Annotated in this window: 14 protein-coding genes; 8 read left to right on the forward strand and 6 right to left on the reverse strand. The window is 29.0% G+C overall.

Features of this window, described 5'->3' with window-relative positions; all coding sequences use genetic code 11:
• Positions 1–116 precede the first annotated feature (116 nt).
• The 6 genes from ABM4_RS04430 (at position 117) to ABM4_RS04450 (ending at position 5,567) form a co-directional block, all read left to right on the forward strand.
• Positions 117–830 carry a hypothetical protein gene (locus ABM4_RS04430; RefSeq protein ID WP_016358477.1) on the forward strand — a complete coding sequence of 238 codons (714 nt, stop codon included), beginning with the start codon at positions 117–119 and terminating at the stop codon, positions 828–830.
• A gap of 259 nt (positions 831–1,089) precedes the next feature.
• Positions 1,090–1,245: a hypothetical protein gene (locus ABM4_RS09070; RefSeq protein WP_016358478.1), complete on the forward strand. Its 156-nt coding sequence runs from the start codon at positions 1,090–1,092 to the stop codon at positions 1,243–1,245.
• A 42-nt stretch (positions 1,246–1,287) separates the two neighbouring features.
• On the forward strand, positions 1,288–1,746 hold the full coding sequence (locus ABM4_RS04435; RefSeq protein ID WP_016358479.1) for a hypothetical protein: 459 nt from the start codon (positions 1,288–1,290) through the stop codon (positions 1,744–1,746).
• A gap of 115 nt (positions 1,747–1,861) precedes the next feature.
• Entirely contained in the window at positions 1,862–2,590 is a 729-nt protein-coding gene (locus tag ABM4_RS04440; RefSeq protein WP_016358480.1) for a DUF116 domain-containing protein, read from the forward strand.
• Between the two features lie 521 nt (positions 2,591–3,111).
• Positions 3,112–3,456, forward strand: coding sequence for a metalloregulator ArsR/SmtB family transcription factor (locus ABM4_RS04445; protein ID WP_016358481.1), 345 nt, complete (start codon positions 3,112–3,114; stop codon positions 3,454–3,456).
• Positions 3,450–5,567: a cation-translocating P-type ATPase gene (locus ABM4_RS04450; RefSeq protein WP_016358482.1), complete on the forward strand. Its 2,118-nt coding sequence runs from the start codon at positions 3,450–3,452 to the stop codon at positions 5,565–5,567. The genes ABM4_RS04445 and ABM4_RS04450 overlap by 7 nt, the downstream gene beginning before the upstream one ends.
• 417 nt (positions 5,568–5,984) lie before the next feature.
• Here the strand turns inward: ABM4_RS04450 and ABM4_RS04455 are convergent, their stop codons facing one another.
• From ABM4_RS04455 to ABM4_RS04470, 4 genes are all read right to left on the reverse strand, one after another.
• Positions 5,985–6,251, reverse strand: a complete 267-nt coding sequence (locus tag ABM4_RS04455; RefSeq protein ID WP_016358483.1) for a hypothetical protein — start codon at positions 6,249–6,251, stop codon at positions 5,985–5,987.
• 15 nt (positions 6,252–6,266) lie between these two features.
• Positions 6,267–7,472, reverse strand: coding sequence for a hydroxymethylglutaryl-CoA reductase (NADPH) (hmgA, locus tag ABM4_RS04460; protein ID WP_016358484.1), 1,206 nt, complete (start codon positions 7,470–7,472; stop codon positions 6,267–6,269).
• A 53-nt stretch (positions 7,473–7,525) separates the two neighbouring features.
• Positions 7,526–8,392 (reverse strand): succinate--CoA ligase subunit alpha, encoded by an 867-nt coding sequence (gene sucD / locus ABM4_RS04465; protein ID WP_016358485.1) that lies wholly within the window; start codon positions 8,390–8,392, stop codon positions 7,526–7,528.
• 549 nt (positions 8,393–8,941) lie between these two features.
• Positions 8,942–9,667, reverse strand: a complete 726-nt coding sequence (locus ABM4_RS04470; protein WP_016358486.1) for a hypothetical protein — start codon at positions 9,665–9,667, stop codon at positions 8,942–8,944.
• Positions 9,668–9,896: 229 nt separating this feature from the next.
• Here ABM4_RS04470 and aroD point away from each other — a divergent pair, with 229 nt between their 5' ends.
• The gene (gene aroD / locus ABM4_RS04475) at positions 9,897–10,589 is read left to right on the forward strand and encodes a type I 3-dehydroquinate dehydratase (RefSeq protein ID WP_016358487.1); all 693 of its coding nucleotides are present in this window, start codon (positions 9,897–9,899) and stop codon (positions 10,587–10,589) included.
• 261 nt (positions 10,590–10,850) lie between these two features.
• Positions 10,851–11,501, forward strand: coding sequence for a S24 family peptidase (locus tag ABM4_RS04480; RefSeq protein WP_016358488.1), 651 nt, complete (start codon positions 10,851–10,853; stop codon positions 11,499–11,501).
• 523 nt (positions 11,502–12,024) lie between these two features.
• Here ABM4_RS04480 and ABM4_RS04485 read toward each other — a convergent pair.
• Together ABM4_RS04485 and ABM4_RS04490 are read right to left on the reverse strand one after the other, a co-directional pair.
• Entirely contained in the window at positions 12,025–12,363 is a 339-nt protein-coding gene (locus ABM4_RS04485; RefSeq protein ID WP_016358489.1) for a P-II family nitrogen regulator, read from the reverse strand.
• 227 nt (positions 12,364–12,590) lie between these two features.
• On the reverse strand, positions 12,591–13,799 hold the full coding sequence (locus tag ABM4_RS04490) for an ammonium transporter (protein WP_016358490.1): 1,209 nt from the start codon (positions 13,797–13,799) through the stop codon (positions 12,591–12,593).
• Positions 13,800–14,740: the final 941 nt, after the last annotated feature.

Consider the following 14,740-nt stretch of genomic DNA (forward strand, 5'->3'; position numbering starts at 1 on the left):
AAATATTTCTTTATTTTATTTAAATAAATCATCAACAAAGGACTGATTTATAATTAGATTTAAATAATTAATATTATAAATAAAATATTGTATTTTAATAAAATATATGTGATAGAATGAGACAGAATAATAAAGTTCTATTAGTTATATTAATCTTAATTGTAATACTTGCATGTATTGTGACTTTAACACACATCACAAATACCCAGGAGAATACAATTAACACCACTGTTGCAGGAAATAACACAAATGGTACTGTATATAAAACCATTTGTGGTAATGCGTCAAGTAATGATACTGTTGTTTTAATTTTAGGTGTACATAGTTTTGAAAGTGGTATCCATAATGCTACAAATGAAACTGTAATTAACATGACAAAAAACAACACATTAAACAAGAAATATGTCATATACTTTATCAAATTGAATATGGATGCACCTGGACTTGATACAAGTGCTTATCAGACCAACAGACATATGGGAGAGATGCTTGCAAATGAATATATTGTTCATGACTTAGCACAGTATCATCCGTTTGTGGTTGTTGACGTTCATGAAATGGAATATTATTGGGATCCTGTTAAATACATTCAAGTAATAAGTACTAACTCACCTACCGCAGTCCAATATGGACATAAAATGAGTCAGGATACAGGTATTGAGGAGTATAACTTTACTGAAGGTACTTCACCACAATGGGTAACAGAACCTATTGCAGACCAGGGATTTAATACCATTCTATTTGAGACTGCACAGTCAGATAGTCAGGAAAATAAAACTAAAATTGCAGAATCTTTAATAAAAAGTATTGACAGCTTCACACCAGCTTAATACTTTTATTTATTTTTTATATAACTAATTAAAAATTAGAATATTTTTATTAAAAAAACCGATAATAAAATATATTTTAAAAATCTACTTTTCTTAACTTTTTATTTTTTTTTAAAATTCCAACATTTATACAAAACATATCTATTTTTTATTTAGATTAGCATATCCAACCAAATAAACTTAAAAATTAATATAAAATAATAAATACTATTTACTACATAATAACCATTGACATAATAAAAAAATGGAAGGTGTAATTATGTGTTCTACCGGAGGCCCAATGGGCGATGTTGACCTAAAAAGTCTTAAAACAAAAAAATACAAATGTAAGAAATGTGGCAATACATTTAGGGGTATTGGAAAAAAAGTAGTTTGTCCAAACTGTAAAAGCAAGGATACAGAATGTTTAGAATAAATCCACATTTTTTACTTTTTTATTTTTAGTTAAGGTGCCGACATGAATATAGATTTTAATGATAATGACATAGTCTTTCTTAATGGAGAAACCGGCATAGTTGGTATATGTAAAATGGCCAACTGTGATATGCTCTTTATAGAAACATCAGATAACGAGGAGGTAGTATTATATCCTGAAGATGATGATATCATAGCAGTTTCTGCATTTGGAAAGGGTGAAAAATTCAAAAAAGGTATAAAATCACTTATTTACCTAACCCGTGATATGCAATCACCAATTATAATATTGCCTAAGGAGAATAAAGCATCAAATAGACTTCCAATGGTATTATCCGTTGGAGATACTGTAAGATTTGATTGTAATATAATTCCTGGAACACATCCCGAACAAGACATATTATGTTCATGTGATAGTTTAAGTGGTATAAAAATTGAAAAGACCACCAAGGGTATCAAACTAAACCGTGAAGATATTGATTATGAAATTGAGGAATTTTAAAATCAATATACTCTAATTTTTCTTATAAATAAAAACACTTTATATATAAACAATAAATATTATATCTGACAATATTAATATTATAATTTTATAAAAGTTTTAAGGTACTATTTAAATGATAACAGATTCATTATTTAAATTATTGGGACAGAGTGTTTTTATTATAGTAGTCGCCATAATTGCGCTACTCATTATTGTATTGATAATTGGAAGGATACAATTGAAAAACAATAGGCTTATTTTTCCAAGATTCATACTGGTCATTACAGATATATTCTATTCACCTCTTAAAAGCCTATCCAATTGGTTAGGTTTTGAGGATACAATGGTGGATCAGATGAGCGTATCATTAAGGAACCATGTGAATAAAACTAACTTTAACAATACTGATAATTCCAGAAAAATACTTGTACTTCCGCATTGTCTTAGAAGTAGTGACTGTCAAGCAAGACTTGATGAAACAGGACTTGTATGTGACAAATGCGGCAAATGTTCCATTGGGGTTATTAAAGAAAAGGCTGAGAGTATCGGATATAAAGTCTTTATAGTTCCCGGAAGTAGCTTTGTTAAAAAGATTATTGAAAACAATGATTTTGATTCTGTTGTTGGTGTTGCATGTTATGAAGATTTAAATCTGACAATGATGAAATTAAACCAATTTTCACCACAGGGAGTACTTCTTTCAAAAACAGGCTGTTTCGAGACAAAGGTAGATGTAAGATCTGTTCTTGAAAAGATTGGATATTTCGATATTAAAAAGGAAAATATGGAATCAAAAAATCCTGATTTGGAGATACATCATGATCTATGTATTAAGAAGGAAGACATTAAAAATTCCAAATAATTCTTAAAATCTTAAACATTTTTATTTTACTATTTAAAAAACAATAACTAATTTTTCAAACTTTTTAAACTGCTTTTTTAAATGTTTTAAAAGGAATTAAAACATAAATATAATAATAAATCAATAACTGTAACTAATTTTTCAGACATTAAAAAAATCAAAACACGAGTAAACTAATAAACCATAAACCATAACTAATTTTTCAAACATTTTATAAATAGAATTATAACTTAAATAAATTAATAAATTAAAACAAAAAATTTGTAAAAATTTAATTATTCCTAAAACTTTATTAAAATTGAATAAGACTGAAACAAACCATTTTTAACTTATTTTTTTAGATTTATAAAATCAAAAATACTAACTTAAATTTTTAAACAATAAAACAATATTTATATATTAAAAGAAAGGATATATAACAATTGATATTATAGTATGATTTTTCCTGGAATATTATAATTTATAGCTATTTTTTAAAAATTTAGAAACCTTTAAATATGTTCATATGAATATACTTTCATATGTCTAGTGATGTTTGTGAAATAAAAAGTATAAGAGTGGACATTGTAGAGGAAGTTTCTAACAAAATGTCATCATGTGATACATATAAGGAAACCGCTGACTTATTCAAATTATTGGGAGACTATAATAGAATAAGAATAATATCCGCCCTTAAACAAAAAGAAATGTGTGTATGCGAATTATCATTACTATTAGATATGAGCCAATCCAGTATATCACATCAATTAAGAATTCTACGTAACAAAGGAATTGTAAATAATAGAAAAGAAAATAAAAGAGTATTTTATTCATTAAACAATCCACAGATATATGAATTAATAAAAATAGGTGAAAATACATGTTAAATAATCATGAAGATGAAGACCACATTCATGAAAACCATGTCCACCATGAAGAGGATCATGATCATCATGAACATGACGATTGCTGTTCTGTTGATGAACATAATCATAGCCACTCCCATGGTCACAGTCATTCCCATGGACATAGCCACTCACACGGCCATAGTCATTCCCATGATCATGGCGGAGGCTGTGCATGTTGTAGTGATGAGGGAATTCTTTCAGATATTGGTGAAGAAGAGGAAAAATCCAAAGAACCGTATTACAAAATTGGATTCGGTATAGTGGCATTTATTGTTGCATACATCTTAAATCAATTAAGTTTTGCAAGTGGAGCAATATATAGCTCAACTAATATTGCATATGTATTATACATAATTATGGTGTTATATGTTGGTTATGATACAATATGTGAGGGTATTGAAGGAGCTTTACATGGACAGGTAAGAATTGAATTACTTATGGTGATTGCTGTGGTAGGTGCTTTCCTATTAAACAGTGCTCCTGAAGGTGCTCTATTAATATTGTTATATTACATATCTGAATTTCTTGAAGATATATCAATTGACAGATCCAAAAAATCAATTAGTAATCTTGTAAAGTTATCTCCAGATACAGCTATTGTAAAGGTTGGAGATAAAGAAGAGGAAAGAAATGTAGATGACATTAATGTTGGAGAGGTTGTAGTTGTAAAACCTGGAGATAAGATACCAGTAGATGGTGAAATCGTAAAAGGTTCAACATCTGTAAATCAAGCCTCAATTACAGGTGAAAGTTTAGCTGTTTCAAAGGATGTTGGAGATGAGGTTTACTCATCAACAATAAATGAAGAGGGTTATATTGAAATAGAAGTTACAAAATCATCTGATAATACTGTATTTGCTAAAATTGTAGATTTAATAAAGGAATCCGAAGAGAAAAAAGCACATATTAATATATTTGTAGATAAATTTGCAACCTACTATACACCTTGTATTGTAGTTCTTGCAATTCTCGTTGCTGCTGTTCCAACATTATTCTTTGGTCAGCCTTTCCAGACATGGGCCTATAGGGCATTATGTTTACTTGTAATTTCCTGTCCTTGTGCCGTTGCAATATCCACTCCAGTTTCAATGATATCCTCCATTACAGCAGGTACTAATAATGGTATTATTATAAAAGGTGGAGAATATATTGAGGAACTAGCCAATACAAAAGCAATCATGTTTGATAAAACAGGTACCCTAACTGAGGGAAACTTAAAAATAGATAACATTAATCCTTTAGACGGTATTGAAAAGGATGAAATCATTAGAATCGCATGTTCCATTGAAAATCAATCAAAACATCCTATTGCAAAAACCTTCAATGACTATAGAAAAGAAAACAAGCTCAAATTATATGATGTGGAAGACTTCAAATCCATATCAGGAAAAGGGCTTACCGGTTCAATAAATGGTGAAAATTATTATATAGGAAACAAGGAATTATTCAACTTTAACAATGATTTAGAATCTGAGTTAAATAATATTCTTACTGATGAAGCTAAAACAACCATATTCATTGGTACTGAAAATGAGATATTAGGAAGCATTACCCTAAATGATAAAATCAGAGATGATACCCCAAGTACAATAAATTACTTAAAATCCAAAAATATCAAAACCATGATGATTACAGGGGATAACCAAAAAACCGCCGAACTTGTATCCGATGAAATCGGATTAGATAAATATTATTCAGATTTATTACCTGAGGATAAAGTAAATATTGTGGAAAAGGTTGTTGCAGAGGATAAACACGTTGCAATGGTTGGTGATGGAGTAAATGATGCACCTTCACTTGCCATGAGTAATGTCGGTATTGCAATGGGTATGGGATCCGATGTGGCTATTGATACCGGGGATATCATTCTAATGAATGATGAAATCTCAAAATTGTCATATCTAATAGCATTAGCACGTAAAACCATGCAAGTTGTAAAAACAAATATTGGCGTTGCAGTTGCCGTAAAGGCAATTCTTGCAGTTGTTGCAATTCTTGGATTCGTCTCCCTTTGGGAAGCAATTACTATTGGTGATGTTGGTCTTACACTTTTAGTTGTTGCATATGGATTAAGACTCTCCAGATTCTAGACAATTATATTCATTTATAATTGTCACTTTTTTTAAGACCATTTTTTCATATATTTATCAAAAATACTATTTTTAGAAAAATTGATATTTTTAGAATCCAACTAGAACCACTTATTATAATTGGATATCGTTAATTATAGACAATAGGTATTGCTTTAATATTCTATAAAAATTCAAAAAAACAATAGTGAAAATATATTCTTAGAATATACAGCAATCTAAAAAAATAGTAGAAAGATTACTACTGTAGATTCAATAAAGGTAAAACAATGAAAAAAATAGCAAGAATATTATATTTTAAGAATTTTAATAATAGTAAAAAAAAGTTTCTATAAATAGATAAATAAAAAATAATAAAGAATTAAGGAAATTAAAAATAGAAAAATTAAATTGTTTTAAAAAAGGTTACTTTTAATATTAATCATCTTTTAATGATTTTTCAAAGTTTTCAAAGTCATAATATGCAAGTAAGTCAGTTGATTCAGGTGTTTCCCTAAATTCCTCAATAAAATTTTCAAGATCCTTGAAAAATTCCCTTTTTCTCTGTTTTAAATCATCAATTTTGGAATAATCCTTTTTCAATGTAATGACCAATTTCAAATCATCTGTTTCAAGCTCTATTTCAGGATAATCTGAGGACATATACTTTTCAAACTCATTATACAAATCATCTTCAGGATTCATTATATCACTGAATATTTAACCTCTAGCCAATTGTTGATGAGCCCTTGCAAGGTGACCTGCTGCAAGTGCACCTAAAAGTGAAAGTTCTCCTGCAAGTACAGTAGATATAACGATTTCTGCAAACTTACGAGCTCCACCATCACCCTTTACACCTAAAATATTAAGACCTTCACTAGCCGTTGCAAGGGAAGTTCCTCCACCAACGGTTGCAATAGGAACATCAGGCATATTTACAGAGAAATATAAATCCCCATCCCTATCCTCTGCTGTTGTAATTCCAATAGAACCTTCACTTACATGAGCTGCATCCTGACCTGTTGCAAGGAAAATAGCCGCAATCATATTTGCATAATGAGCATTATAAGCCATACTACCTGCAACAGCAGATCCCAATAAGTTTTTAGCCGTATTAACTTCCGCAATAGCTACAGCAGTGGTTTTTAATTTAGCCTCCACAACATCTTTCGGAATCAATATATCCGCAACAAGTGACTTTCCTCTACCTTCAATCATATTGATTGATGCAGGTTTCTTATCAACACATACATTACCACTTAATGCAATATGTACGGCATTTGTTTCCTCTGCCATTTTGTTTAATACCTTTTCCGTTGCAATGGTAACCATATTCATACCCATACTGTCTCCAGTAGAGTATACAAATCTTGGATAGATATAATCCCCAACAACAAATATTGGATCTATCTTAAGCAATTTTCCATGTGAGGTAGTAGATTCCGCAATCTCTTTAAGTTCTTTGAAATTATCCTCAAACCATTTTTTAACATTTAATGCATCCACTGCAGAAGGTGCTTTAATAACAGGTGCCCTTGTCATTTTATCATCAATAATTCTAGCATTGACACCGCCAGACGCTTTAATGGTAGAGCATCCTCTGTTAATGGATGCTACAAGTGCACCTTCTGATGTTGCAAGGGGTATGTAAAATTCCCCATTTACCTCCTCACCATTTATCAATAATGGTCCTGCCACACCAAGAGGTAATTGGATTGCTCCAATTGGATTTTCAATATTCTTCTTAAATACATTATCCATATCAAGGGTATAATGTGAAACATTTTCAAGACTAGTAGAGGTATATTTTTCAATAAATTCCCTTCTAACATCAACAGCCTCGTCAATAGAATCAGTGTATTTTTCTATCTGGTAAAGTTTCATTTCACCATTAAGTAATTTTTCAATAATTTGAGATTTATCCATTTTATAACCTAACCACTCATAAACTATTATTAAACCAAAAGAACATAGCAAAATTAATTAATTCCAGCTTGATGAAGTAAATCCACAAGTTCTGAAGGTTTTTTAGCAACATGAACTCCAACCTTCTCAAAAGTTTCGGTTTTTGTTTTTGCAGTTCCACTACTACCTTCAATAATAGCACCTGCGTGTCCCATTCTTTTACCTGGAGGTGCGGTTCTTCCAGCAATATATGAAACTACAGGTTTTGAAATATTATCTTTAATGTATTCCGCTGCCTTTTCCTCAGCATTTCCACCTATTTCACCTATAAGCACAACTGCATCAGTGTCATCATCATCTTCAAACATTTGAAGAACCTGAGTGTAATCTGTACCCACTACGGGATCTCCACCAATACCAAGACAAGTACTTTGACCAATGTTCGCCCTTGTAAGTTGACTTGCAACCTCATAGGTTAATGTTCCACTACGGGAGATAACACCAACATTTCCCTTTTCAAAAATATGGGTTGGCATGATTCCCATTTTACCAACACCTGGTGTAATGATTCCTGGAGTGTTAGGTCCTATAACAGTTGTATTGTTCCTTTTAGCATATTCAACAAGTTCCATTGTATCATGGACTGGAATATGTTCTGTTATTATTACAACTAAATCAAAGTTTTTGATTGATTCAAATGCAGCATCTTTTGCAAAAGGTGCTGGTACAAAAATAATAGAAGAGTTAATGTCTTCGTTTTCTTTTGCTTCACGAATAGAATTATAAACAGGTACACCAAAGTGTTCTTGCCCTCCTTTACCCGGAGTTACACCTGCCACAATATTAGTATTATATTCAAGCATTTGCTGTGTATGGAATGAACCTTGTTTACCTGTTATTCCTTGAACTAAAATCTTAGTATCATTATCTAACAAAATCATATTATCACGTAACTATTCTTAAATTTATAATTACTTTATTTGAAAATCTAAACCATAACAAGTTTTTTAAAAACCCTTATTTTAACACACAATAATTTAGAAATATAAAAATTAATTAAAATATAATATTTAATCATTATATAATATATTTACTTTATATTTATTAATTAATAAAAGTTTCTAAATATAAAAGGTAATCTAATCAAAAAATAATAGACTTTTAGAATAGAATATAAAAACTGTACTTTAAAACATTAAAAGAAATTAAGGCTATTTAATATAAAATTAATACAAAAGATTATACAAAGACTTAAAGTTAATATTCCATTCTATATTAATCATTACAGATAATAAAAAACAATTCCCGATTATAAAAATAGCTAAATCTGAATAGTTTTTATGGAATAATTGAAAAAAGTAATTTAAAATTATAAAAACAATAAAACTTGAATAATTATTATGAAATAATTGAAAAAAGTAATTTGAAATTATAAAAATAGCTAATTATTATATTTAAGAAAAACTAAAAAAGGTTATAAAAATTAGGAATTATCTTAAAATTCTTGTTTTGTTTTCAAACGGAACAGCTAAATCAAGGGTATTTCCATTCATGAAAGCTGTTGCACTTACAATTACACTTCCAGGAATTACATTACAAGGAGTGCCATATTCTACAAGATAAGTATTCTTACAACCAAGTGCCGCACCAATCATTGAAAAGGCTATAGTACCCATAGATTCCAAACCATTTACTGTAGCACAGACTACAGGATCATCAGTTTCATTGGATACATACCCTACACCAGGGATCTTTCTAACCTTACCGCTTATCGGTTTACATACATCATGTACGGCAAAGAAATTTGAAGCGGCCTGAATTGTTGAATTCGCAACATCTTCAACAAATGGTTCTCCACCATATGTATCAAAATGTAAAATTACGCTATCCGGATAGATATCATCTTGAACATCAGCTTCAGCATAGGATACCCCTTCACCAGCACTCTCTTTATCCTCTGAAATACCAGTCAAATCACCGAGATTTTCAGCATTATCCCTCATCAAATGAATAATACCCCTATTAACTTCCTCAAGTAAATCATCTTCAACATAAGCGGCAATTACTAGATCATCACCAGTTACATTTGTTAAAGCTGCCCTGTAAGCACCTAAATCCAATAATTTTGGAATATCTTTATTTATATTTTTAATCAAAGATTTACTACAAGAAACATCATTAGAAGATATATCTGCTCCAAATACTGTAAGTTTCATAATACACCCTTTTTTTATTTAATTAATTGAATCATCTAAAATTACTAAATCTAATTAATTATAATTTTTAAAACTAATATTATTTATTATTTTATAATTTACTTAAAAATCCTAAATTAAAGAACATGTGTAATAAAATTTAATATCTAATAATTTAAAATATATTATTAAGTAATTTAAAAATTAGTTTTTAATTTTTTGAAAATAAAGAATTTAGTTAGATGTTAAAATGTATTCACAAACAAAAATAGCTATACCAATTGCTCAAAAAGAGAAAGAGGACGTGATTGAAGTTGCACATGACTGTATACGTAAAGGTGCAGATATTCTTGAATTCCGCATTGATGCAATGAACAATCCTACAAGTGACTTAATTGTTGAAATTGCAAAGGAAATCAACTTTCCAATGATTGCAACCAATAGAATTGATATTGAAGGAGGCTCCTTTAAGGGTAGTGAAAAGGAAAGGGTTGAACTTCTAAAATCTATTGCACCATATGTTGATTATATTGACATAGAGCTTGTAACAGATGATAAGTATATCGAGGAAATTAAAAATACTGGTACAAAAACCATTATTTCCTATCACAACTTTGAAAAAACACCGGAATTAAATGAGTTAACCTACATAGTTGAAAAGGAAAAACAGATTGGAGACATTGCAAAAGTCGCGGTAATGCCTGAGAAATTAGAGGACACACTGGTTATACTTGCAATACTTTCAAGATTTGATGATACCATTGCAATTTCAATGGGGGAACTCGGAAGCTATACACGTGTAATGGCATCTAAATTTAATTCACCAATAACATTTGCTGCAGGAAGGGATGTTACAGCACCTGGACAATTAGATATTGAAACTATGAAAATGTTATTGAATATGGATATTATGGATGATGACGAGTTAGATGATATCAATTAGATTAACTCATTATTCATAATACAGGTTACTTTTAAAACTCTTAAGTAAAATACTCAAAAAACTCCTAATAAATCAAATAAATAATTGTTAACTAAAATATTATCCAATTAACTTCTAATAAATCAATTAAATAAAAAAAACTCAAAAAAACTTAAACATAACACCTTCTAAACAAAAAAAAATTTGGAAACTTCCAGATTAAATAAGTATTATAAAGTTTAAAACTAATTTTTAAATTACTCATAATAATATGGTGTTTAAATGAAAAGTCATACTAAATGGATTCTTTCATTTATTATAATCATATTAGCTCTAGTTGGAACCATAGGATTTATGAACTTTAATGATGCTTTAATTGTTGATTTAAAACTCAATGGAGTAACAGTGGAATCGGATATTCATACTATTAACTTCCTAGAAGATAATGATCAAATGAATAGTGACATTACAAACTATGTAAAAGAGGAAATGATAAATGAGAATTCTACTGTGGACAGCATTAAATCAGGAGTTTCCAACATAACTAAGAAATATGGTTATACCAACACAGAAATTAACATCAAATCCGAGTTTGGTGACGATACCTTACCAATGTTTTTTAATGTGGAGGGTACCTCAATGCTACCAACATTTCATGATGGAGAATCCGTTATTATAAATAAAACCCATGATGTTTCCGTTGGAGACTGTGTAGTTGCAGATAGTCCGGAATATGGACGTATCATAAAAAGAGTAAGCCAAATTAATGGTAACGAAGTTTATTTAACGAGTGATAATAAAGAAGTTAAATACCGATACGAGGATGGTTATACCATTAAAGAAGAGGGAATTAAAACTTGGGTTAATAAAAACAATATAATTGGTGTTGTTAAGATATCCAATATTACCAATAACACTAATTTAAATGTTTAAAATTAAAAATTTTTTAATTTTTTATTTTCATGTTCTTTTTAAACTCAAATTATAAACAAACTTATTTTAAATAATTATTTTTAAATTTCATCCTTTAATTCAAACTCTTAACTTTTCTAGAAAGGTTTCTTAATACTCGATTTAAATCTTAAGCATAGTTAAGGTAAAAATCAATTCCAATCAATTTTTAAAAATAAGTAAAACTTAAGATATTTTTAATAAAAAACAGCAAAAAATAAAACTTCAATCAATTTTTAAAAACAAAATTAAAACCTAACTTTAATAAAAAATAGCAAAATAATAAAAATAAAAAAAATAAAGAATGATTGATTAAATTATACAAAAATACAATTAAAAGGAATTAACAACAATCAGAGGCAAGATAAAAAATTTAATTTAATCAAACATTCCATAAATATGAATCCCGTAATATAAGGTAAATTAGAAAATACTATAATAATAGTACTTTCCCGTGTTTTGTGTGATTTATATAGTTAACAAAAATGTTTAAAGAAGAATACTATTATATAGCATCTTCTCCAGTTTCACCAGTTCTAATTCTAACTAATTCTTCAACATTAGAGACAAATATTTTTCCATCTCCAATATCACCGGTTCTACCACCTTCGCAGATAGCTTCTACAACTTTATCAACATCTGAATCAGAAACAACTAATTCAACACGAGTTTTTGGAAGTAAATCAATACAATAATTAGATCCCCTATAAGTTTCTTTAACACCTAATTGAGTACCTCTTCCTTTGACTTCAATAACAGTCATACCTTTAAATCCAGCTGCATCTAAAGCTTTTTTTACATCTTCAAATTTTTCTTGTCTAATAACAGCTATAACTCTTTTCATTTTAAAACCTCATAAAAAATTTATGATTTTACAAACTCCATATATAATTCTAATGTTATATATACTTCAATACATACAAGGTAATCAATTATCTCAATTCTAATAAATTAATATAATTAATTATTTCCTCGAGATTTAAGTTAAATACATCTTCATCAATGAAATGAAGATAATAGGTTTTAATAACCTATTAAACTTCGATAATTGAAGAAGATCTTAATCTGAATTTATAATCTGTATCCAGATTCTCCATGGAGTTGAGTATCTAATCCTTTAACTTCAGTAGCTTCATCTACTCTAATACCCATTGTGACATCAAGTACTTTAGCAATGATGTAACTTAATACAAATGCATATATAACAGTTGCAACTGCTGCAATGATCTGTATTACAACTTGGTTTGGATTACCATATAATAATCCAGCTGCTTCATTAATTGCTGGGTTTGCAAATATACCTGTTGCGATTGCTCCCCATAAACCTGACATACCATGGATACCGAATACATCTAATGCATCGTCGTAACCAAGTTTTGGTTTTAAGTAGTATAATGCAAAGTAAGATACAAATGATGTTACGAAACCAATAACTATTGCTGCAGGTACATCAACGAAACCAGCTGCAGGAGTAATTGCTACTAAACCTGCTACTGCACCGGAAATTGCACCTAATACAGTTGGTTTTCCTACTTTTACTTTATCAATGACTACCCAAGTGACTAATGCAACTGCTGCTGCAACGTTAGTTACAAGAATTGCGTTTGCTGCAAGACCGTTTGCTGCAAGACCTGATCCACCGTTGAATCCTAACCAACCAAACCAGAGGAATGCTGCACCAATTACAGAATATCCTAAGTGGTGAGGTAATAATGTGGCATCTTTACGAGGTCCGAGAACTAATGCTAATGCTAATGCACTTACCCCTGAATCTATGTGTACAACTGTACCACCAGCGAAATCAAGAGCTCCCATTTCCATTAACCATCCTCCACCCCATACCCAGTGAGCTACAGGGACGTAAACTAAGGTAACCCATAAAATAACAAATGCTACCCAAGCGGAGGTTTTCATTCTTCCTACTACACCACCAGAAATAAGTGCTGCAGTTAATCCACAGAATGTTAATTGGAAAATAACAAATAACAATGCAGGAATTGTACCGTTAAGATCATTTACACCCATTCCAGTCATAAATAGATTTGCTGGAGCACCAATCAATCCATTTATTGTGGAACCGAAGGCAAATGAATATCCATAACATACCCAAATGATACTTGCAACGGAAAATGCTATGAAAGTTAAATAAATTGTGTTTAATACATTTTTACTTTTACTTAGACCACTATAATATAAGGCAATACCTGGAATACTCATTAACAATACTAAAATAGTAGCCATAAGCATCCAAGCAGTATCACCTGGATTTAAAACAACCATATTATCTTCTTCTCTATAATATTTTTTAACAATAAATTAAATACAACCAACTTAAAAAGTGAATAGGTTTTGAATAATATATAATACAAAAAATTTTTAAAAGGGCTTTTTTAAAATAAAACTTTTTTATTATCAAGGAAAAGATTTTAAACTAAATTTTAATTATTCAAACCTATGCATCTTTTTTACAAAAAATTTTTCAATTTAAAAATTTTTATAGTCGGAAGACGGAAACCATGTTCCGTTATATTAAGATTATCTGTAAGAGTATATAAAGGTTTCGGAAGTATACTTCCGATTACCCTCATTCTTTAAAAATGATAATTATACAAATTATAGTTAAGATTAAAAAATTTTATAAAAAAATTATTTTTATTTAAAAAAAATATAATATTGAATAAAATTATTTAAAAAAATTATAAATTAGAAAATAGAAGCTAATCGGAAAAAATAATCCTAAAAATTTTCAAAAAAATGAAAATTGTAATAAATTAAAAAAATATATAAGATACAGATAATTTAGTTTTTTAAAAAAATTATATATAAAATCCCATTAATTAATAATAAAAACTATAAATTGAATAGTATTTTAAAAATAAATTAAATAAAATAACAAATATAGAGGAAGACGGTTTTTTCATAAAATTTCATAGAATATTACTGAATTTTTCTTAGGATACGGAAAATTTTGAAAAAAAGATACTGTAAAGATGAAAAATTTCCGCCGGAAAAAATCTGAAATAGAAAGTCTCCTCATAATTGTCATAAAAAAAAATCTTAAAAAATATTATGAAATCTAAAGGGTAATTAAAAAAATCAAAATCTGAAAAGAAAACAAAAGTATAAATCAAATTACAAGAAAAATATTAAAAAAATAGTCAATTAAAAAAAAGTATCTATCTTCAAAATCTAAAAAAAAAACAGAAGCATGTTAAACTATA

It is taken from the genome of Methanobrevibacter sp. AbM4 (assembly GCF_000404165.1).
GTDB classification, from domain to species: Archaea; Methanobacteriota; Methanobacteria; order Methanobacteriales; family Methanobacteriaceae; genus Methanarmilla; species Methanarmilla boviskoreani.